The 20,488-nt window shown below is 25.7% G+C and carries 21 protein-coding genes and 1 tRNA gene; 11 read left to right on the top strand and 11 right to left on the bottom strand.

All coding sequences use genetic code 11. From position 1 onward, the window contains the following. Position 1: 1 nt before the first annotated feature. From H0H66_RS03130 to rsmH, 6 genes are read right to left on the bottom strand one after another with little or no spacing between them, the layout of a single operon-like run. Positions 2–475, bottom strand: coding sequence for a Mur ligase family protein (locus tag H0H66_RS03130; RefSeq protein ID WP_317167873.1), 474 nt, complete (start codon positions 473–475; stop codon positions 2–4). 19 nt (positions 476–494) lie between these two features. Beyond that, positions 495–1,682 carry a phospho-N-acetylmuramoyl-pentapeptide-transferase gene (gene mraY, locus H0H66_RS01255; RefSeq protein ID WP_185858177.1) on the bottom strand — a complete coding sequence of 396 codons (1,188 nt, stop codon included), beginning with the start codon at positions 1,680–1,682 and terminating at the stop codon, positions 495–497. Between the two features lie 18 nt (positions 1,683–1,700). Continuing rightward, positions 1,701–3,173 (bottom strand): UDP-N-acetylmuramoyl-L-alanyl-D-glutamate--2,6-diaminopimelate ligase, encoded by a 1,473-nt coding sequence (locus H0H66_RS01250; RefSeq protein ID WP_185858176.1) that lies wholly within the window; start codon positions 3,171–3,173, stop codon positions 1,701–1,703. After that, a complete protein-coding gene (locus H0H66_RS01245) occupies positions 3,170–5,146 on the bottom strand; it encodes a penicillin-binding protein (protein WP_185858175.1) in 1,977 nt (658 codons plus the stop codon). Before H0H66_RS01245 ends, H0H66_RS01250 begins: the two co-directional genes overlap by 4 nt. 11 nt (positions 5,147–5,157) lie before the next feature. Further along, complete coding sequence (locus H0H66_RS01240) at positions 5,158–5,484, bottom strand: FtsL-like putative cell division protein (RefSeq protein ID WP_185858174.1); 327 nt, start codon at positions 5,482–5,484, stop codon at positions 5,158–5,160. A gap of 18 nt (positions 5,485–5,502) precedes the next feature. Then, entirely contained in the window at positions 5,503–6,393 is an 891-nt protein-coding gene (rsmH, locus tag H0H66_RS01235; RefSeq protein ID WP_185858173.1) for a 16S rRNA (cytosine(1402)-N(4))-methyltransferase RsmH, read from the bottom strand. 81 nt (positions 6,394–6,474) lie between these two features. Between rsmH and tgt the strand changes: the two genes are divergently transcribed. Together tgt and H0H66_RS01225 are read left to right on the top strand one after the other, a co-directional pair. Then, positions 6,475–7,599: a tRNA guanosine(34) transglycosylase Tgt gene (gene tgt, locus H0H66_RS01230; RefSeq protein ID WP_185858172.1), complete on the top strand. Its 1,125-nt coding sequence runs from the start codon at positions 6,475–6,477 to the stop codon at positions 7,597–7,599. A gap of 1 nt (position 7,600) precedes the next feature. After that, on the top strand, positions 7,601–8,686 hold the full coding sequence (locus tag H0H66_RS01225) for an LptF/LptG family permease (RefSeq protein WP_185858171.1): 1,086 nt from the start codon (positions 7,601–7,603) through the stop codon (positions 8,684–8,686). Here the strand turns inward: H0H66_RS01225 and H0H66_RS01220 are convergent. Continuing rightward, positions 8,683–10,191, bottom strand: a complete 1,509-nt coding sequence (locus H0H66_RS01220) for a Do family serine endopeptidase (RefSeq protein ID WP_185858170.1) — start codon at positions 10,189–10,191, stop codon at positions 8,683–8,685. The genes H0H66_RS01225 and H0H66_RS01220 overlap by 4 nt on opposite strands. An 86-nt stretch (positions 10,192–10,277) precedes the next feature. On the opposite strand from H0H66_RS01220, the gene dapF reads away from it, so the two are divergent. Together dapF and H0H66_RS01210 are read left to right on the top strand one after the other, a co-directional pair. Then, positions 10,278–11,114 (top strand): diaminopimelate epimerase, encoded by an 837-nt coding sequence (dapF, locus tag H0H66_RS01215; protein WP_185858169.1) that lies wholly within the window; start codon positions 10,278–10,280, stop codon positions 11,112–11,114. After that, positions 11,114–12,202, top strand: coding sequence for a zinc-binding metallopeptidase family protein (locus H0H66_RS01210; RefSeq protein ID WP_185858168.1), 1,089 nt, complete (start codon positions 11,114–11,116; stop codon positions 12,200–12,202). Before dapF ends, H0H66_RS01210 begins: the two co-directional genes overlap by 1 nt. 1 nt (position 12,203) lies before the next feature. On the opposite strand, the gene H0H66_RS01205 is transcribed toward H0H66_RS01210, so the two are convergent. After that, positions 12,204–13,214, bottom strand: coding sequence for a redox-regulated ATPase YchF (locus H0H66_RS01205; RefSeq protein WP_185858167.1), 1,011 nt, complete (start codon positions 13,212–13,214; stop codon positions 12,204–12,206). A 77-nt stretch (positions 13,215–13,291) separates the two neighbouring features. Here H0H66_RS01205 and tatC point away from each other — a divergent pair, with 77 nt between their 5' ends. Then, entirely contained in the window at positions 13,292–14,092 is an 801-nt protein-coding gene (tatC, locus tag H0H66_RS01200) for a twin-arginine translocase subunit TatC (protein WP_185858166.1), read from the top strand. Positions 14,093–14,120: 28 nt separating this feature from the next. Here the strand turns inward: tatC and H0H66_RS01195 are convergent, their stop codons facing one another. Continuing rightward, a complete protein-coding gene (locus H0H66_RS01195) occupies positions 14,121–15,350 on the bottom strand; it encodes an OmpA family protein (protein WP_185858165.1) in 1,230 nt (409 codons plus the stop codon). 63 nt (positions 15,351–15,413) lie between these two features. Next, a complete protein-coding gene (gene smpB, locus H0H66_RS01190) occupies positions 15,414–15,863 on the bottom strand; it encodes an SsrA-binding protein SmpB (protein WP_185858164.1) in 450 nt (149 codons plus the stop codon). 84 nt (positions 15,864–15,947) lie between these two features. On the opposite strand from smpB, the gene H0H66_RS01185 reads away from it, so the two are divergent. From H0H66_RS01185 to H0H66_RS01170, 4 genes are read left to right on the top strand one after another with little or no spacing between them, the layout of a single operon-like run. Next, positions 15,948–16,805, top strand: coding sequence for a transketolase (locus H0H66_RS01185; RefSeq protein ID WP_238785068.1), 858 nt, complete (start codon positions 15,948–15,950; stop codon positions 16,803–16,805). A 30-nt stretch (positions 16,806–16,835) separates the two neighbouring features. Then, the gene (locus H0H66_RS01180) at positions 16,836–17,804 is read left to right on the top strand and encodes a transketolase family protein (protein ID WP_185858162.1); all 969 of its coding nucleotides are present in this window, start codon (positions 16,836–16,838) and stop codon (positions 17,802–17,804) included. 6 nt (positions 17,805–17,810) lie between these two features. Next, on the top strand, positions 17,811–18,140 hold the full coding sequence (locus H0H66_RS01175; protein WP_185858161.1) for a nucleotide pyrophosphohydrolase: 330 nt from the start codon (positions 17,811–17,813) through the stop codon (positions 18,138–18,140). Between the two features lie 3 nt (positions 18,141–18,143). Then, the gene (locus tag H0H66_RS01170) at positions 18,144–19,400 is read left to right on the top strand and encodes a 3-phosphoshikimate 1-carboxyvinyltransferase (RefSeq protein WP_185858160.1); all 1,257 of its coding nucleotides are present in this window, start codon (positions 18,144–18,146) and stop codon (positions 19,398–19,400) included. Here the strand turns inward: H0H66_RS01170 and H0H66_RS01165 are convergent. Continuing rightward, positions 19,388–19,885 carry a C40 family peptidase gene (locus H0H66_RS01165; protein WP_185858159.1) on the bottom strand — a complete coding sequence of 166 codons (498 nt, stop codon included), beginning with the start codon at positions 19,883–19,885 and terminating at the stop codon, positions 19,388–19,390. The genes H0H66_RS01170 and H0H66_RS01165 overlap by 13 nt on opposite strands. Positions 19,886–20,101: 216 nt before the next feature. Here H0H66_RS01165 and H0H66_RS01160 point away from each other — a divergent pair. Beyond that, a tRNA-Glu gene (locus H0H66_RS01160) sits at positions 20,102–20,173 on the top strand. Positions 20,174–20,185: 12 nt separating this feature from the next. After that, entirely contained in the window at positions 20,186–20,425 is a 240-nt protein-coding gene (gene rpsT, locus H0H66_RS01155; RefSeq protein WP_185858158.1) for a 30S ribosomal protein S20, read from the top strand. The last annotated feature ends 63 nt before the right edge of the window (positions 20,426–20,488 follow it).

The raw sequence follows: 20,488 nt of genomic DNA, 5'->3' as shown, positions 1-20,488 counted from the left end.
TCTAATATATAAACATCTTTTTTTTTATGGCTTCTTTAGAAAAACTATATCCAATATTTCCTGCTAGTCCTACATTGATTCCTTTTTTTTTAAGTATTTTATAAATAATAGAACAAGTTGTTGTTTTTCCATTACTTCCTGTGATTCCAATCACATAAGAATTTTCTATATAACTTTTTCCGAATTCTAGTTCGGATTGTATAGGAATTCCTAACGAAATAATTTTTTTTATAAAAGGATGATTTCGAGAAAATCCAGGACTTTTTATCACTTTCATAGCATTTTTAAGAATAAAATTCTCTGTATGTCTTTTTTCTTCAAAAGGAATTTCATTTTTTATTAAAATTTTTTTGTATTTTTCTCGAATTATTCCAGAATCTGACAAAAATATTTTTAATCCATTTTTTTTAGCTAATAAAGCGGCCCCTACTCCACTTTCTCCTCCACCTAATATAACTATGAATTTTTTTTTCATTGTTCGTTTTGATTTTTATTTATATAATTAATAAAATAAAGACTAACATAGATAGCATCATTTGTATAATGATAAAACGATTGAAAATTTTATTTTCATGATATCCTAATTTTTGAAAATGATGATGTAAAGGAGCCATGAGAAAAATTCTCTTTCCTATGCCATATTTTCTTTTAGAATATCTAAAATACAATACTTGCATGATTACAGAAATATTTTCTATAAAAAAAATTCCACATAAAATAGGCAATATCAACTCTTTTCGATTGATAATCGACAATGTAGCGATAACTCCTCCTATAGTTAAGCTTCCAGTATCCCCCATAAAAATTTGAGCTGGATAAGTATTATACCAAAGAAAACTTATTAAAGATCCCAAAAAAGAAAAAGAGAATATGATGATCTCTTCTAGATGAGGAAGATATATAAAATGAAAATAAGAAGAATATATTTTATTGCTAGAAATGATAGATAATAAAGATAAAGTAGCAAAAATGATAGAAGAAATACCAGCTGTTAATCCGTCTATTCCATCAGTTAAATTAGCTCCGTTGGATAAAAACGTAATGATTACGACAACAATAGGTATAAAAACAATCCATGCATATTTCTTCCATTTTGGATTATACCAACTCAAAATAGAAGCATAGTTAAATTCATGATTATGATATATAGGAGGAAAAATAGGAATAGTCGTTTTAAATCCATGTTCTTTGTATCGGAAAAAATGTAAATTTTTTGATTCTATTTTTTCTTCATGAATAGAAAGGTTTGTGTTAAAATACATAGTAAACCCAATAAAAATTCCTAATACAATTTGACTCAATATTTTCCCCATTACACCTAGTCCTTTTTTATTATATTTTATTTTTATGTAGTCATCTATAAATCCAACACATCCCATATACAATGTCGTCATTATCAACATGAATACATATACATTATTTAATTTAGAAAAAAATATGGTAGAAATTAATGTAGAAAATATAATAACAAATCCACCCATCGTGGGAGTCCCTTCTTTTTCTTTTTGCCCCATAAGTCCCAGATCTCGTATTTTCTCTCCTAACATACTACTTTTTTGATTCCAACATATAATTTTTTGATATAAAATGAAAGCGATACAAAATGATAAAAAAAAGCCTATAATGGCTCTGTAAAAAACAGAATTTATATTAAAAAAAAAATAAATAGTAATTAAAAGCATTTGAAAAAATTTATCATCCTACTTGTCGTAAGTTTTTAACAAATCTTGAGCAATTTTCATATCGTTGAAAGAATAACGGATTCCTTTTATTTCTTGAAAAGTTTCATGTCCTTTTCCAGCAATTAAAATAATGTCTTTTTTTTTGGCAATTTGAATTGCCGTTTTAATAGCTTCTTTTCGTTTCACAAAAGTTAAAATAGATTTTTTTTTTATATGGGATTTAAAATCTTTCATATCGTTTAATATTTTATTGATATCTTCACTTCTGGGGTTATCCGATGTAAAAATCGATATATCACATGTTTCATAAACAATTTTTCCCATTAAAGAACGTTTTTTTACATCTCGATCTCCTCCACAACCTATGATACAAATTAATTTTTCATCATTTTTTTTTATGGTTTTAATAGCATTGAAAACAGATTTTAATCCATCTGGATTATGTGCATAATCTACAATAACATGTATCCCTGAATTGGATAAAAATTGTTCAAATCGACCCTTTATGGGTTTAATAAATTTTATTTTTTTAAGAATATCATTTTTATTTATTCCTAATAAAATAGCTGTTGCGTAACTAGCTAATAAATTATAAATATTAAATCTTCCGATCAAAGGAGTAAAGACTTTATGACCATCAATAAGTAATTGATTTCCGTAAATATTTTCTTTTAAAATTTTAATTTTAAAATTGGCATATTTTTTTAAACCATAAAAATAAGTTTTAGATAAAGTTTTTTTTATTATTTCATATGAGTTTTTATCATCGGAATTAATTAATGAAAAAGCTTTTTTAGATAAATTTTCAAAAAAAAGCCTTTTAGTAGATAAATAATGATCAAACGATTTATGGTAATCTATATGATCATGTGTAATGTTAGTAAAAACCCCTCCTTGAAATAATAATCCTGAAATTCTTTTTTGATGTATCCCATGTGAACTAACTTCCATAAAGGCGTATTTGCACCCTTTTTGCACTGAAATATTCAAGTATTTATTAATTTCAATAATATTTGGCGTTGTATGTGTTGTGGGGTATTCTTCAGACAATATTTTAATTCCCATAGTAGAAATCAGAATATTTTTTTCTCCCATTCTAGAAAATAACTGATACAATATTGTAGCTACAGAGGTTTTTCCATTTGTTCCGGTAATTCCTATTAATTTTATTTTTTTTGTAGGATGATCATAAAAATTAGATGATATAACCCCTAAAGTTTCCATAGAATCTTGAACAAGTATATAAGTGACATGTTTTTGATGAATAAAAAAAGAATCTTTTTCATAAATAATACTATTAGCCCCTTTTTGTATTGCATCTATAACAAATTGGTGTCCATCTATTTTTTTTCCTTTAATGGCAACAAAAATCATATTGGGTTGTACCATTCTTGAATCTATAGAAATTCCTTCTACAAATTTAGAAGGATTTTGTCCTATTATTTTTAATACACGTACTTTTTTCAGAATATTTTTTAATAGTTTTTTCATTCTTCTAGTTTCAAAAATATAATTTGATTTTTTTTCAATTTATTACCTGGTTGAACAGATTGACTCACAACTTTTCCTATTCCTTCATATTGGATCTGAAACCCCCTATTTTCTAATATAGGTATTATTTCTTTTCCAGGAATAGATACGATGTTAGGCATTATCCATTTATTATCAATAAATAAATTTTTTGATTCTATAATTTTGTTTAGTAAATTATTTTGATTTTCTTTACATTTTAAAAATGTTTTCCTTTCTATTCTGGGGTAAATAGATTTAGCTATTTTATCAAAGACAGGAACGGCAACCTCGATCCCATAATATCCTTTTTCTGGTTTTGAAATAACAACAATACAAGAATATTTTGGATTTTTAGCGGGAAAATATCCTACAAAAGAACTATTGTACGATAAGGGTTTCCCTTTTATCCAATAATTTAACTGAGTTGTCCCCGTTTTTCCTGCATAAGGATATTTTGGGTTATAATATTTTTTAGCCGTTCCATTTTTTACTACTCCTTCTAACATATTTTTAATTTTCATTAAAGAAGATTTTCCAACTATGGAAGGATTTATGACTATAGGTTTTGTATATTTTTTGATACTTTTTCCATGATGTTTTATTTCCTTTATAAACAAAGGTTTAATCATTTTTCCATGATTTGCAATGGCATTATAGAATGTAAGTATTTGTAAAGGTGTTAATTTAATATTATATCCAAAAGTCATCCATGGTAGAGTAATGTTACTCCAATTTTTTTCTCCAGGTTTTGGTATAAAAGGCATGCTTTCCCCCGGAATGTCTATCCCTATCTTTCTATCTAATTTCCATTTATGTAAATGTTCTATAAACTTATCCGGATTATTTTTATAATTTTCATAAATAATTTTAGCTATCCCCACATTTGAAGATAATTCTAAAATTTGCTTGGGATTTATTTCAGCATACCCATTATAATGACTATCACGTATTTTTTTTCCTTTCAATTTTAAAATACCTCCTTGGATATTTATAATCATATTGATATCTATTTTTTTGTCTTCTAAAGCGGCAAGAATCGACATAGTTTTAAAAGTAGAACCAGGTTCACTCCCCTCCCATACAGCAAAATTTCTTAAATCTTCGTAAGTATTTTTTTTAGTTCTTTCCAGATTGATCATAGCAGGAATTTCTCCACTTTTAACATCCATCAAAATCACACATCCATGATCCGCTTGAGAAATGGATAATTCTTGAAGTAATGCATGATAGGCGATATCTTGTAAATATATATCTATGGTGGAATAAACATCTTTTCCATCTTCTGGATAAATTTCATTTTCTGATTTCAACGGTTTCCATATTTTAAAACTAATACGTTGTTCTAATCTTTTTCCGTCTTTTCCTTTTAAATATTTACTAAAAGCTCCTTCTAAACCAGCTTTTCCTCTATGATCATCATATCCTAATGTTCTTTTTCCAATATTTTCCAGTGTGTGAATTCTACATATCTTTTTTTCGACTATGAATCCACCTCGTATTTGTCCTTTATTGAAAATGGGAAAATTTCGTAGCATTTTAAAATGCGGATAATCTAAGTTTTTTGCTAATAAAAAATATCTATTTCCTTTTTTTTTTTCGTATCGAAATTTTTTATAGAAAAAAAATTTTGGTTTTTTAAACAAATATTCTAAAGAATGACATAAAGAATAAATATTTTTTTGAAATAATTTTTCGGATATAGATCTAAAATCAATATGAATATCATATCTTATAATAGACATTGCTAGAATACTACTATCTGATGCATAAATATTTCCACGTTTTGCCTTAATTAAATTAGTTCTAATCGTTTTTTCTATAACAGATTTTTTATATCCTTCTGAATAATTTTGAATATATAATAAATTGAAAATAATTAGTGATGCAATAAATATGAATAAAAAACCAATTAAATAAGACTTATATAATAAAATATATCTTTTTCGTTTCATGATTTATTTTATTATTCCATATTTTTTGTATTTTCTATAACTACTAATTCATATGGAGGAGATTCTAAATGTTTTAATCCATTAACTAATTTTTTTTTGATAAAAGAAGCTAATTGCATTTTCATACATTTACTATGTAAATCTGCATATTCAGATTTTAATTCCTTGATTTCTTCACTAATTTTAGTTATTTTTCTAATTTTTCTGTCCATCATATGTGAACTGGTTATACTAATTAAAGATAATACAGTCATAAAAACAATAAAATTCCAACTCCGATAAGCGTCTTCTTTTACTAAAAATTTTCCTTTTAAAATATCCTGTATATTTGTTTTCATTTTACGATACAATATTGGTTAAGTTTTTTCTGCAATTCTTAATTTTGCACTTCTAGATCGTGGATTATTTATAATTTCTTGAAAACTAGGTTTAATTGCTTTTTTATGAATCATTCTGAATGGAATGGTTTGAAAATTTATTTGATTTGTTATTATTCCCTTTTTTAAAAAATATTTAACAATTCGATCTTCCACAGAATGATATGAAATCACAGCAATTCTACCTTTTGGTAAAATAATTTTAGAAGATTCCAACAAAAAATTTTTTAAAACATTTATTTCATTATTAACTTCTATTCGTATAGACTGAAAAAGTCTGGCAAAAAATCTTTTTCTTTTTTTGAAAGATCCTTTCACAAAAAAAAGATGAACTAAATCCCAAGTTGTTGTGATATTTTTTTTTAAACGTTTTTTTAATATTTTATCTGCAATTTTTTGTGCATTTTTAAATTCTCCATATTCATAAAATATATGAAATAACTCTTGTTTTGAGTATTCATTTAGAACGTTTTGAGCAGAATATAAGGATTCTGTATTCATTCTCATATCTAATAAACAATTGAATCGATTTGAAAATCCTCTTATAGGATTATCCATTTGTAAAGATGAAATACCTAAATCTGCTAATATTCCTGATACTTTATCAATTTTATTATGATTCAAAATATCACGTATATGAATAAAATTGTTGTGAAATAGATGAAAACGTTCATCTATAATGAAATTTTTTTTGATAGATTCCTTATCTTGATCTAAAGCGATTAAAGTTGCTTTTTGATTAAGTTTATTTAAAATTGCATAAGAATGTCCTCCTCCACCAAATGTAGCATCTACATAAATACCGTCTTGATCTGTTATCAAATTTTCTATACTTTCTTTTATAAGAACTGGTTTATGATGAAAATTCATTTTATTTATAATGTAGTACGAAATTATATTTTTATATTTTATAATTAAATATTGATATATTTCGTTTTAATTATTCATTAAATGAAATTTAATTTAATAAAATCTGATATCTATTCAAAAGCAAGAATAGGAATTTTAGAAACAGATCATGGTAAAATAGAAACTCCTATTTTCATGCCAGTCGCTTCAAAAGGTTTTGTAAAATCTGTACCTATACATGAACTTGAAAAAATATATAAAATAATACTTGGAAATACATATCACCTATATTTTCAACCCGGTATTGAAATATTACATCAAGCTGGAGGAATTCATTCTTTTCTAAATTGGAATGGATCTATCTTAACAGATAGTGGAGGTTTTCAAATTTTTTCTATGAAAAAATTAAACAAAATTATTGAAGATGGAGTTATATTTAAGTCTATTATAAATGGATCTCTTCATTTTTTTTCTCCTGAAAAATCCATGAAAATTCAACGTTTTATTGGTGGAGATATTATTATGGCTTTCGATGATTGCCCTCCTTTTCCATGTAGTTATATAGAAGCTAAAAAATCGGTCAAAAAAACACATCGTTGGCTAAAAAAATGTTATTCTTATTTACAAAATCATTCAGAAATATATAATTATAAACAGAGTTTTTTTCCTATTGTACAAGGAAGTATTTATAACGATCTAAGAAAATCTTCTGCAGAAGAAGTCTCTTTGTTAGAAGCAGAAGGGTATGCTATAGGAGGGTTAAGTTTAGGAGAACAAAAAGAACAAACATATAGTATTATTGATTTATTAACGGATATTTTACCTAAAAAAAAACCTCGATATTTAATGGGAATAGGAAATCCTATAGATATTTTGGAAGGAATAGCCCTTGGGATAGATATGTTTGATTGCGTCATCCCTACAAGAAATGGACGTCATGGGACATTATTTACGTGGAAAGGAATCATGAATATCAAAAACAAAAAATGGGAAAAAGATTATTCTTGTTTAGATGAATTTGGAAATTCTTATGTAGATAAATTTTATAGTAAATCTTATGTAAGACATCTTTTTTTATCTAGAGAAAATCTAGGAAAAGAAATAGCTTCTATTCATAATCTTTCTTTTTATTTTCATCTTATTCAAACAGCAAAAATTAACATTATGCACAATAAGTTTTTTTCTTGGAAAAAATCAATTATTCCTTTGTTACAAGAACGTTTATAATATGAAGATTATTGATCGTTATATAATTCGAAATTTCATCGTGACTTTTATATTTATTACGGTTTCACTTCAATTATTATCTGTAATTATAGACATATCTCAACGTATGCATCGTTTAGAGAATAATCAAGGATCAATTAAAGAAGCTTTAATTTTTTATTATCCTTTTTGGTCTGTATGGTTAATGAATACTTTTTCTCCTATTTCCGTTTTTTTATCTGTGATTTTTTTTACATCTAAATTAAACCATAATTCAGAAATTATGGCAATTCTATCAAGTGGAATTAGTTTTATCAGATTAACAATTCCTTATTTGATATCATCTATTATGATCGGATCTGTTTCTTTAACAATAAATTATTATTTTTTACCTGTAGCTAACAAAAAAAAAAATCAATTTCATTATCAATATTTATTAAGTCCAAAATATAAAAATAAATATGAAAAAAATCAACCGATTAGTGCTCAAATTTCTAAAAATGAATATTTTTTTATTAGAAATTTTTCAAAAAAAGAAAATATAGGACAGGAATGTGTATATCAAAAATTTAATGGAAAAAAATTGATATACCTACTAAAATCTAGAAATATTTTTTGGTCTAAAAAACAGAAAATATATATTCTCTTTGATTACAAAGAAACTAAAATTTATAAAAATCACGATTTTTTTATTACAGGAGATTATAAAATTATAAAATTTTCTATAACCCCTAAACAATTTTTACCAGAAGAATATATAGCAGAAACTATGAATATTCATGAATTAAAAAAATTTATTGATACGGAAAAAAATAAAATAAATATGAATATGCATTTAAACGAATATTATCAAAGAACAAGTTTGCCTTTTTCTACTTTAATATTCACTATTTTGGGATTATCTATATCAACAAAAAGAAAAAAAGGAGAAATAGCTTATAACATGATTATAGGTATGGCGTTAGCTTTTTTTTACATTTTTTTTATAGAAATTACAAAAATATATTCCAACAAGGATTATATTCCTTCTTATTTGGCAGTTTGGATTCCAAATATAGTTTATGGAATAATTACATTATTTTTTTATTGGAATAGAAGTATCAACTAATCATTCATTTCAAATCCTGCTATATATACTTGTCCATTTTGTTTAATAGATTTTATGGTTACATCTCCGTAATATTTTTTGAGAACTCTATCAACATCATTAGGTTTTTTCATTTTTTCCCCATTAATAGATAAAATAATGTCACCTTCTTCTAACCCTATAGCACTTAAACGACCTGTTCTTATCTCTCTAATTCTAATACCATAATCAACTCCGAAATCTTTTTTATCCTCTTGACTAAGGGGATCAAATATTGCCCCTAATAATTCAGATGGAGTAATTTCTTCTTTGGTTCTTATTTTTGTCCTTCCTTGCAAATCTTTTAAAATAACGTGAAAAGTCTTTTTCTGTCTGTTCCGTATAATATTTACTTTTACTTTATCTCCTGGATGTTTTGTCCCCACGATAAATGATAAATCTGCAATATTTTGTATAGATTTTCCATCTATGCTTTTTATAATATCTCCTTTTTTAAGTCCGGCATCTGACGCTCCACTTTTTTCAAAAATTTCTCCTATTAAAAAACCCTGTTGTGATTTTATATTTTGATGTGTTTCTTTATTATAAGCTTTTAAATATTCTGTTTTCGAAAGATCCATTCCTCTTACTCCTAAATATGCACGTTGTACGGTTCCGTATTTTTTGATGTCTTGTATGACTTTTGATACCAAATTAGAAGGTGCCGCAAAACTATATCCTATAAAATTTCCTGAAGCTGAAGAAATCGCGGTATTAATTCCAATTAATTCTCCATTTGTATTGATTAAAGCTCCACCACTGTTTCCAGGATTAACAGCCGCATCTGTTTGAAAAAAAGATTCTATAGAAGATTGTGTTTCTCCTCTTAATATTCCTAAACTTCTATTTTTCGCACTTATAATACCGGCTGTTACTGTAGAATTTAAATCAAAAGGATTTCCTATCGCTAGAACCCACTCTCCTACTTGTACTTTATTAGAATCCGAAAAATAAATGAAAGGTAAATTTTTTTCATTTATTTTTAATAAAGCTATATCGGTACTATTATCTGTTCCTATTAATTTAGCTTTGTAAGTTCTTTGATCATTAAGCGTGATTTCTATTTTTTCTGCATCTTTAATAACATGGTTATTAGTAACAATATAACCATCAGGCGATATGATAACACCAGATCCATGAAGTCCTGGAATATCATTTCTTTGAGGTTTCTTCCCTCTATGATTTCCAAAATCATCGGGAAAACCAAAAAAGAAATCAAATGGGTCAAACTGATTGTTATATTTTTTTGAATAATTTTTTACATTGACTACTGCATGTATAGTTTTTGATACAACTCTAGTAAAATCAGGAAGTCCTGCAGAACTCACTAATGATGAGGAATCAGATGAAGTTAACTTTGTTTTTGTTGAAGATGATGTATATGGAAACAAAAAAGATTCTTCTTTAGCGTATTGTTTATATGCAGCAATAGTTACTATTGAACTCATAACACTGCTTAGTACAATATAAAAAACTATTTTCTTCATATAAAATTTTGTATTAATATTCACAAAAACAAATATATGGAAATTAATAATTTTCCAGTTGAAAAAATAATATTAACTTCGTTATCATGGAATTAAATTTTGATAAATATCAAGGAACGGGAAATGATTTTATACTTATAGATTCAAGACAAAAAAAAATAGAAAATCCTTTTTTATTCAAAAGATTGTGTGATAGACATTTTGGAGTTGGAGCAGATGGAATTATTTTGATTCAAAATGATGATAAATATGAAAGTGATTTTTATATGAAATATTGTAACTCTGATGGAAAAGAAAGTACTATGTGTGGAAATGGAGGAAGATGTGCTGTTTCTTTTGCTAAAAAATTAGGAATTATAAAAAATAATAAAATTTATTTTAGAGCTATAGATGGATATCATGATGGATTTATAAGAGATAAAGATTTAATTTCTATAAATTTGCTTGATGTAGATAAAAATAAAATATATGTTTATCCGAAATATGTGTTTTTAAATACAGGATCTCCACATCATGTTTTATTTGTAGAAAAAATAAAAGAAAAAAATGTATACCAAGAAGGAAAAAAAATTAGATTTAAAAATCCTTATTTAGAAAAAGGAGTTAATGTTAATTTTGTAGAAATACTTGAACATAATATGTTACAAGTTCGTACTTATGAAAGAGGAGTAGAAAATGAAACTTTGTCCTGTGGGACAGGAGTTGTAGCTTCTGTTATTGCTGCATGTGAAACAAATAAAATAAAAATAAAAAATAATATTGGAGTAATTTTAGTTCATACTTTTGGAGGAAAATTATGGGTTTCATTCATAAAAACAAAAAATGAATATAAAAATGTTTCCTTAACCGGAAATGTTAAATTTATATTTAAAGGATCCATCATGATGGACGATATTATTGACGACATAAATAAAAATAAATAATGAATCATTATTCATATTCAATTAATAGTAATTCTATTAAATTTCTTGAAAAATATTTGAATGAATTTTCTCCAACAGGAGATGAAAATAAAGGACAAAAAATATGGATAAACTATATTAGTTCTTATGTAGAAAAAATAAAAACCGATTTATATGGAACAGCTGTGGGGATCATTAATCCTAATTCTCCATACAAATTAATTATTGAAGCGCATGTTGATGAAATATCATGGTACGTCAATTATATCACAGAAGAAGGAATAATATATGTTTCTCGTAATGGAGGATCTGATCATCAAATTGCTCCATCTAAAAGAGTTCTTATTCATACAGAAAAAGGATTTGTTCATGGAGTATTTGGTTGGCCTGCTATTCATACAAGAAAACCTTTAGAAGAAAAATCTCCTAGTGTAGATAATTTATTTGTAGATATTGGTGTTTCCAGTAAAGTTGAAGCGATGAACATGGGCGTTCATATCGGTTCTATAATTACTTATCCTAATAATTTTTTTGTTATGAATCATAATTATTTTGTATCTAAAGCATTAGATAATAAAATAGGAGGTTTTATTATAGCAGAAGTAGCAAAAATGCTAATAAAAAATCAAATTGATTTAAAATTTGGATTATATATAGTAAATTCTGTTCAAGAAGAAGTGGGATTAAAAGGAGCTAAAATGATATCTAAAACTATACAACCCAATATAGCCATTGTTACAGATGTGACACATGATACTTCTACTCCTATGATTGATAAAAAAATACAAGGGGATATTAAATGTGGATTAGGTCCTGTTATTGGATATGCTCCTTCAATACATAAAAATGTTAGAGAATTGATTATTAATACTGCTCATAATAAACAAATACATTTTCAACGTTTAGTCTCATCTAGATATACGGGAACAGATACAGATGCTTTCGCTTATTCTAATAAAGGGGTGTTATCTGCTTTAATTTCTATTCCTCTTAAATATATGCATACTACAGTAGAAATGGTTCATAAAAAAGATGTAGAACAAACTGTATTGCTTATTTTTGAAACTTTACAATTCATTAATAATCATCAATCAATTTTTATTGATTGAATTACTGATTAAATCGAAAATAAATAATATCTCCATCTTGAATTACATAATTTTTTCCTGCCAATAATATTTTTCCTGCTTTTTTTACATTTTCTTCAGATCCGTATTTTATAAAATCTTCATAATGAATAATTTGTGCCCGAATAAATCCTTTTTTAAAATCGGAATGAATAACAGAAGAAGCCTCATAAGCTGTACATGGATTAGGAATTGACCAAGATCGAATTTCTTTTTTTCCTACTGTAAAAAAACTTTGTAAGTTTAATAACTTGTAAGTTTCTTTTAGAACTTCATTAATCCCTGTAGAATAATTTTTCAATGAAAAAATTACTAAAGTAGAATTTTCCATTTTTATTATTTTTTTCAGATTTTCTATATGTAAATTAGTTTGATAATTTAACTCATTATCTATATTACATATGTAAATAACAGGTTTAATCGTTAGTAATTGTAAATTTTTTATGTATTTCTTTTCCATATCTTGAAATGGATACATTCTGATATTTTTTCCTTCTTTTAGAAAAGAAAAAATTTTTTCCAGTATATGTTTAGATTTATTAATTGAATTTTTTTTAATGATTTTTTCTAATCTTTTTTCTATCGTTTCTAAATCTTTAAGCTGTAATTCCATATCAATAATTTCTTTATCTCTAATTGGATTTACAGATCCTTCTACATGGAGAACACTGATATTGTGAAAAAAGCGTATCATGTGTATGATCACATTTGTTTCTCTAATATGAGATAAAAATTGATTTCCTAAACCTTCTCCTTTATGTGATCCTTTAATTAATCCAGCTATATCTACTATTTTTATTTCGGACGGAATTATTTTTTTGGGATGAATAATTTTTTTTAGTTCGTACAGTCTTTCATCTGGAACTTTTGTAATTCCATAATTAGGCTCTATAGTAGAAAAAGGAAAGTTTTCTGATAAAACTTTAGAATTGGAAATAAGATTAAAAAATGTAGATTTTCCTGTATTTGGTAGTCCTATAATGCCACATTTCATTTATGTGAAATTTAATACAGAAATTACAAATTTTATTAATAATAAATAAATATTTTTTTTATAAAAATTTAGTTGGGATGAATGAAAATAAAATGCCGTTTTGGAAACATATTGAGGAATTAAGAAAACATATTATTCATTGTATTTGTGCAATAATCATTATAACAATTATTTTAATGAATAATAGAAATATTATATTTGATCATATTATTTTTGGTCCCGCAAAAACAGATTTTATTACTTACCGTATATTTCAAAAATTATCAAATTCATTTTTAGGCATTCATTTAAATTCTTTTTCTTTTTTATATAAAAATATAGAAATACAGAATAGACAAATATTTGGTCAATTCAATATTTATATATGGACTTGCTTTATAGGTGGAATTATTGTGTCTTTTCCTTATGTATTTTATGAATTTTGGACATTTATAAAACCGGCTCTTTCAGATGAAGAGAAAAAATATTCAATGTGGATATTGATTATGGTTACTTTTTTGTTTTTATTAGGGATTTTTTTTGGATATTTTATATTGTGTCCATTTTTAATTCATTTCGGATATTCTTTTAAAATAAGTAATATTCCAAAAAACATATTTGATTTATCGGATTATATTTCTTTAATTGTACATTCAGTATTTTCTATGGGAATTATTTTTTTATTTCCATTTTTTATATTTTTTTTTACCAAAATGGAATTAATTTCTTATTCGTTTTTAAAAAAATACAGAAAACATGCTTTTTTGATTATGTTGATTATAGCTTCTGCTATAACCCCTGGAGATATTTTAAGTACAATTATAGTTTTGATTCCTCTTTTAATACTTTATCAAGTGAGTATATATATCTCTTTTTATACAAAAAAAAAAGCCTCTTGATTTTTTTCAAGAGACTTTTTTTTCTTTCTTAATATTTTCGTATTATGATTTCAACACGTCGTCCTTTTTTCTTTTCTATTCCTAATCCTCTAACTTCTATCCTAGAAGAAGAAACTCCTTTAGAAACTAAAGCTTCAAATACAGAATGAGCTCTTTTTACAGATAATACTTTATTATAGGAGTATTTTCCATTAGCATCTGTATATCCATTTATGTAGAATTTAGAATTTGGAATACGATTTATCATGATGTCAGCGATTTCATTGATAATTCTTAAAGAACGATGAGATAGTGAAAATTTACCTCTCTCAAACCAAATAGGATTAAAAATTATATCAGGACATCCTTGATTTTCTTTTTTTCCAAATTTGTTAGGACATTTATCTTCAAAATCCGGAATATTATCTGAATCTGAATCAGGACAACCCTTGAATTTCTTTAACCCAAATTGATTTGGACATAAATCTTCCTGATCTACAATTCCATCATGGTCTGAGTCTTCTTGACAACAAATTTTATTTTCTTTTTCTTCTAGTTCTACTTCGATCCCTTCTTTTTTCGGAACAGAAATAGAAGGAATAGAAGAAGAATTATCTTGATCAGTTTCTACTACAATTTTATGTTCATGATTAATTTTATCCAATTTTAAATTTCCAAAACGAAAAATCAATCCCACATTATGTTTCCAAAAATTTAAATAATCTCTTGATTGTTTTGCAAATACATGATTATAAGTACTTTGTAAATTGATTCCAAAGTTAGAAACCAACCATAAATTTAAACCTAAACCTCCATCTAGTAGAAAAAAGTTCTTTTTATTTGTTCTAAAATATTTTGTTTCTGATAATCTCAATTCTCTGTTGAGATAATTGTTAAATTTATGATAACCACCTCCTAATCGTAAATAAGGATCAAATCTGTAATGAGGTAAAAGATACAAATTTACTCCATTACTTAACTTCACAAAAAAATTATTTTCTTTTTCTATTTTCCATCTGGGATTGTTTACCATTCCTAGTGAAGCATCTAAATACAAACCTATGTGTTTCTTTATATTATGTTCCAATTCTATACTGGAAATAATGGGATTAAAACTATTATTTTCTTTAAGAAGAAACCCTTTAAAAGGAGACGTCATAGGATAATAATTAATATCATGTGCTCCTATTCGAATAAACCATTTTTCTTTCGATTCTTGAGAAAACACAAATGATAAAAAAGCGAATAAAGCAACAATAAAAAAATTGACGTTTTTCATAAAACTATAATTTCTTTAAATCTAAACAAATATAAATATTTGATTTTAAAATTTAAAAATAAATTAAATACGATTTTTTAATTTTAAAGATTGTTTAGTTTCTCTCAAAAAATCTTTTTTTCGCAAAGATTCACGTTTATCATATATTTTTTTTCCTTTGGCTAAAACTATTTTCATTTTTATATATCCTTTTTTGTTTATAAATAATTCTATGGGAATCATAGTTACCCCTGGTTGATTTAATTTTTTATTTATTCTTATTAATTCTTGTTTTTTTAATAATAATTTTCTTTCTCTTTTAATTGAATGATTATAATTTGTCCCAAAATTATATTTATCTATGAACATATTGATAGAATATAATTCCCCATTTTTCATTTGACAAAAACTTTCCATTATATTAGCCTTATTTTGTCTTATTGATTTGACTTCTGTTCCAAAAAGTTGTATTCCAACTATATAATATTCTAAAAAATGATATCTAAATTTTGCTTTTTTATTGGAAATACTCATAATTAAATTTAATTATTACTTTTGTAAAATTGTAAAATCTTCGAATGAATTCGAATGAAAATATACAAACAAAAATTGAAAAAAATGAATGTACGTTATTTGAAAGATTTGTGTATTCAGGTGAGAAGAGATATTTTACGTATGGTCAACAACGCAGAATCAGGACATCCTGGTGGATCTTTGGGGTGTACAGAGTATTTTGTTGCTTTATATCAAAAAATAATGCGTTATAATCCCAAAAAATTTTCTATAAATGGAAAAGGAGAAGATCTTTTTTTCTTATCTAATGGACATATATCTCCTGTTTATTATAGTATATTAGCTCGTTCTGGTTTTTTTTCAATTCAAGAACTATCCACTTTTAGAAAATTAAACTCCCGTTTACAAGGACATCCAACTGTATATGAAGGACTTCCTGGAATACGAATTTCTTCTGGATCCTTAGGACAAGGAATGTCTGTGTCCATTGGAGCTGCTTTATCAAAAAAACTGGATAAAGAACTAAATAGTATTATTTACAGTTTACATGGAGATGGAGAACTAAATGAAGGACAAATTTGGGAAGCAGTTTTATATGCTGGTTCTAGAAAAATAGATAATTATATAGCCACTGTTGATTATAACGGACAACAAATAGATGGAACCACAGATGAAGTATTGCCTTTGGGCAATTTAAAAAAAAAATTTGAATCTTTTGATTGGATGGTTTTAGAAGAATTAGAAGGAAATAATATTGAAAAAGTGATTAATATTTTAAAAAAAGCTAAAAATGAAACTGGTAAAAAAAAACCTATTTTAATCATCTTGTATACTCAAATGGGATATGGTGTAGATTTTATGGTAGGAAATAATGCTTGGCATGGAAAATCTCCTAATAAAGAAGAATTAAAAAAAGCTTTATATCAGCTTCCTGAAACTACTTTAGGAGACTATACATTATAATCATGGATATGAATTTTATATTTATTTTTTATGAAACAATATGAAAATAAAGGACTGAAAGAAACTAGAGCAGGTTTTGGTGAAGCTCTAACCTTTTTGGGTAGAACAAATCCTAAAGTGGTTGCATTATGTGCAGATTTGACGACCTCTTTATTTATGGATCAGTTTTCTAAAGAATTTCCTGAAAGATTTTTTCAAATAGGAATAGCGGAAGCTAATATGATAGGGATAGCAGCAGGGCTTAGTATTGGTCAATATATACCCTTTGCTGGAACATTTGCAAATTTTGCTACATCGCGTGTTTATGATCAAATACGTCAATCGATTGTTTATTCTTATAAAAATGTCAAAATATGTGCTTCTCATTCTGGTTTAACTTTAGGAGAAGATGGAGCTACACACCAAAGTTTAGAAGATATAGGAATGATGAAAATGCTACCCGGTATGACAGTCATTAATACCTGTGATTATAATCAGACTTATGCCGCCACTTTAGCTATATCGAATCATATAGGCCCAGTATATTTACGTTTTGGTCGTCCTTCTGTTGCTAATTTTACAGATGAAAATCAAATATTTGAAATAGGAAAAGCTGTTGTATTAACGGAAGGAAAAGATGTTACTATTGTGAGCACAGGACATTTGGTTTGGGAATCTTTAGAAGCTTCTAGGATTTTATATGAAACAAAGGGAATAGAATGCGAAGTTATTAATCTTCATACTATTAAACCGTTAGATGATGATGCTATTTTAAAATCTGTTGATAAAACAAAATGTATTGTGACCGCAGAAGAACACAATTATTGGGGGGGATTAGGAGAGAGTATCGCCAGAATATTAACAACTCATAAATATAATAAACGGATTCAAAGTTTCGTAGCGGTTAATGATACCTTTGGAGAAAGTGGAAAACCCATGGAACTTTTAAAGAAATATAATATTGATCGTGATTCTATTATCAATCATATACAATTTGTTTTAAAAAATAAAAACAAATAATAAATTTTGGAAATCAAAAAATTACAAAAATTAGTTCATCATTGGATACTTGATCATGGAATTCGTTATTTTGATGTATTAACAAATACTATTCTTTTGTCTGAAGAAGTAGGAGAAGTTTCTAGAATTATTGCTAGAAATTATGGTGAACAATCACCAAAAAAAAGCTGTAAAAAAAATGAAGATCTTGGAGAAGAATTATCAGACGTATTATTTATTATTCTTTGTTTAGCCAATCAAACTGGAATTGATCTAGAAAAGTCCTTTTATAAAAAGTTAAAAAAAAAGGAAATTAGAGATCATGACAGACATCATGAAAATAAAAAACTACAATAAAATATGTCTTCTTATATTAAGATTTACAAAAATAGGAATTCCTTATATGGATCTGTATCTATAACGGGTTCTAAAAGTATATCTAATCGTCTTTTAATTTTGCAAGCTCTTTATAAAGATGATATTCATATTGATAATCTATCTAACTGTGAAGATACAAAAATATTAAAAAAAAGTTTGATGAACCCTTCTAATATATTAGATATTCATCATGCTGGGACAACTATGCGTTTTTTAACTTCTTATTTATCTATACAAGAAGGAAAAAAAGTAATATTGACAGGATCAAATAGAATGAAAGAAAGACCGATTCTTATACTTGTAGAAGCTTTAAAAAAGTTAGGAGCCGAAATTCATTATTTAGAAAAAAAAGGGTATCCTCCAATACAAATTTTTGGAAAAAAAATTATGGGAGGTGAAATAAATATGAATGCAAAAATTAGTAGTCAATATATCAGTTCTCTTATGTTAATTGCTAGTCAATTTAAAATGGGTTTAAAAATATTTCTTCAAGGAAATATAACATCTATTCCTTATATAAAAATGACTTTTGATTTATTGACTATATCCGGAATAAAAGCGAATTGGGAGGAAAGGGTTATTCATATTTATCCAGTTAAAAATAAGGGTAAAAAATATTTTTATATAGAGTCAGATTGGAGTTCTGCTTCTTATTATTATTCTATGGCTACTATTGCAAATAAAAGTCATATTAATTTACGTTCATATAGTACTGACACCAGTATACAAGGAGATCAAAAAGTTTCTTATATATATGAAAAATATTTTGGAATATCTACCATCTTAAATAAAGATATAATAACATTGAAAAAAAAATTGAATTTTTTATTCCCCAAATTTATTGAATTAGATTTAAATAAAACTCCCGATTTAGCTCAAACTATTGTTATTACTTGTGCATCTCTTGGCATTAAATGTTATTTAAAAGGATTAGAAACATTGAAAATTAAAGAAACAGATAGATTACAAGCATTGAAAAAAGAACTTATCAAATTTGGAGTAATCACAAAAATCACGGATTCTTGTTTAGAAATAACAAACTTTTATAAAAAAAAAATTGATTCTTCGATTAGAATTAAAACTTATCAAGATCATAGAATGGCAATGTCTTTTTCTGTATTTGGATTATGTTCTAATTTTATAGAAATAGAAAACCCCAATGTTGTAGAAAAATCATATCCTAATTTTTGGAAAGACTTAAAATCTTTAGGTTTTTTAGTTAATTCTTATGAAGAATAAAGAATTCTTCTTGCCATAATAAATTTATGATTCCAATATTTTTGATATAGTTGAGATATAATAACCCCATTAGATCTAGATGCGTGAATAAAAAATATATTATTATTACTAATATGTATTACCATTCCTACATGATTAATTTTTTTAGATGTTCCTGTAGCGAAGAATAACAAATCTCCTTTTTCTATTTTTTCTTTTGGGATAAACAAACCTTTCTTAGCTTGATTGTAAGAAATACGTGGTAATAAGATTTTATAAGAAGCAAAAATATTTTTAATAAAAGCAGAACAATCTATTCCATATTTGGTATTCCCTCCATATTTATATGGAGTATACATGTAATTTATAGCTTTTTTTATAATGCATTCTATTTGTTTCTGAAAAAACAATTTTTGATTAATAAATTGAAAATAATTTTTTGAATTATTCTTATGTATATTTTGTTTTTTTTTTCTGAAAAAAATTCTTTCATATTTATATTCCATATCTATATATCTATTTCCATATAATGAAATAGAAATAAAATGATAATAAAAAATTACAAATAAAAGGATTTTAGAATTTATAATAAATCTTTTTTTCTTGTTTTAAACAAAACCCGATGAAAAATAATAAAATAAATAGAAATAACCAAATATAAGAAAAATACTTGTATTAAATATAAAAAAAATTTAATTTGTACGCTTAATGATTGAATCAAAGGCCCATTCGTCTATTGGTTAGGACGTCAGGTTTTCATCCTGGAAAGAGGGGTTCGATTCCCCTATGGGCTATAATTAATTTTTATGGCAAATCATTTATCTTCTTTAAAAAGAATTAGACAAAACTATGTTAGACGATTACGTAATAAATATCTATATAAAAGTACGAAAACGGCTATAAAAAAATTTTTTTTGGATCAAAATAAAAAACAATATTCTATTGTTATTTCTATGATAGATAAGTTGGCTAAGAAAAATATTATACATGCAAATAAAGCTGCTCGATTGAAGAAAAAATTAAGTAAAAAAATTATTTTTAATTAATTTTTTTGTTAAAATTTCATCATGTTTATGATTGTTATAATTTTATAAATCAAAATATTTTCA

Source organism: Blattabacterium cuenoti (assembly GCF_014251595.1).
Lineage (GTDB): Bacteria > Bacteroidota > Bacteroidia > Flavobacteriales > Blattabacteriaceae > Blattabacterium > Blattabacterium cuenoti_Q.
This window is presented reverse-complemented; position numbering and strand designations above follow the sequence as displayed.

What these genes read in the sequence shown, in the direction of transcription:
- H0H66_RS01205 (WP_185858167.1), bottom strand. Translation starts at nt 13,214, where the DNA reads ATGAAATGTGGCATTATAGGACTACCAAATACAGGAAAATCTACATTT.
- H0H66_RS01240 (WP_185858174.1), bottom strand. Translation starts at nt 5,484, where the DNA reads ATGAAAACAAATATACAGGATATTTTAAAAGGAAAATTTTTAGTAAAA.
- dapF (WP_185858169.1), top strand. Translation starts at nt 10,278, where the DNA reads ATGGAATTAAATTTTGATAAATATCAAGGAACGGGAAATGATTTTATA.
- tgt (WP_185858172.1), top strand. Translation starts at nt 6,475, where the DNA reads ATGAAATTTAATTTAATAAAATCTGATATCTATTCAAAAGCAAGAATA.
- H0H66_RS01250 (WP_185858176.1), bottom strand. Translation starts at nt 3,173, where the DNA reads ATGAAAAAACTATTAAAAAATATTCTGAAAAAAGTACGTGTATTAAAA.
- H0H66_RS01165 (WP_185858159.1), bottom strand. Translation starts at nt 19,885, where the DNA reads ATGGAATATAAATATGAAAGAATTTTTTTCAGAAAAAAAAAACAAAAT.
- smpB (WP_185858164.1), bottom strand. Translation starts at nt 15,863, where the DNA reads ATGAGTATTTCCAATAAAAAAGCAAAATTTAGATATCATTTTTTAGAA.
- H0H66_RS01210 (WP_185858168.1), top strand. Translation starts at nt 11,114, where the DNA reads ATGAATCATTATTCATATTCAATTAATAGTAATTCTATTAAATTTCTT.
- H0H66_RS01245 (WP_185858175.1), bottom strand. Translation starts at nt 5,146, where the DNA reads ATGAAACGAAAAAGATATATTTTATTATATAAGTCTTATTTAATTGGT.
- mraY (WP_185858177.1), bottom strand. Translation starts at nt 1,682, where the DNA reads ATGCTTTTAATTACTATTTATTTTTTTTTTAATATAAATTCTGTTTTT.
- tatC (WP_185858166.1), top strand. Translation starts at nt 13,292, where the DNA reads ATGAATGAAAATAAAATGCCGTTTTGGAAACATATTGAGGAATTAAGA.
- rpsT (WP_185858158.1), top strand. Translation starts at nt 20,186, where the DNA reads ATGGCAAATCATTTATCTTCTTTAAAAAGAATTAGACAAAACTATGTT.
- H0H66_RS01195 (WP_185858165.1), bottom strand. Translation starts at nt 15,350, where the DNA reads ATGAAAAACGTCAATTTTTTTATTGTTGCTTTATTCGCTTTTTTATCA.
- H0H66_RS01220 (WP_185858170.1), bottom strand. Translation starts at nt 10,191, where the DNA reads ATGAAGAAAATAGTTTTTTATATTGTACTAAGCAGTGTTATGAGTTCA.
- H0H66_RS01170 (WP_185858160.1), top strand. Translation starts at nt 18,144, where the DNA reads ATGTCTTCTTATATTAAGATTTACAAAAATAGGAATTCCTTATATGGA.
- H0H66_RS01185 (WP_238785068.1), top strand. Translation starts at nt 15,948, where the DNA reads ATGAATGTACGTTATTTGAAAGATTTGTGTATTCAGGTGAGAAGAGAT.
- H0H66_RS01225 (WP_185858171.1), top strand. Translation starts at nt 7,601, where the DNA reads ATGAAGATTATTGATCGTTATATAATTCGAAATTTCATCGTGACTTTT.
- H0H66_RS03130 (WP_317167873.1), bottom strand. Translation starts at nt 475, where the DNA reads ATGAAAAAAAAATTCATAGTTATATTAGGTGGAGGAGAAAGTGGAGTA.
- H0H66_RS01180 (WP_185858162.1), top strand. Translation starts at nt 16,836, where the DNA reads ATGAAACAATATGAAAATAAAGGACTGAAAGAAACTAGAGCAGGTTTT.
- rsmH (WP_185858173.1), bottom strand. Translation starts at nt 6,393, where the DNA reads ATGAATTTTCATCATAAACCAGTTCTTATAAAAGAAAGTATAGAAAAT.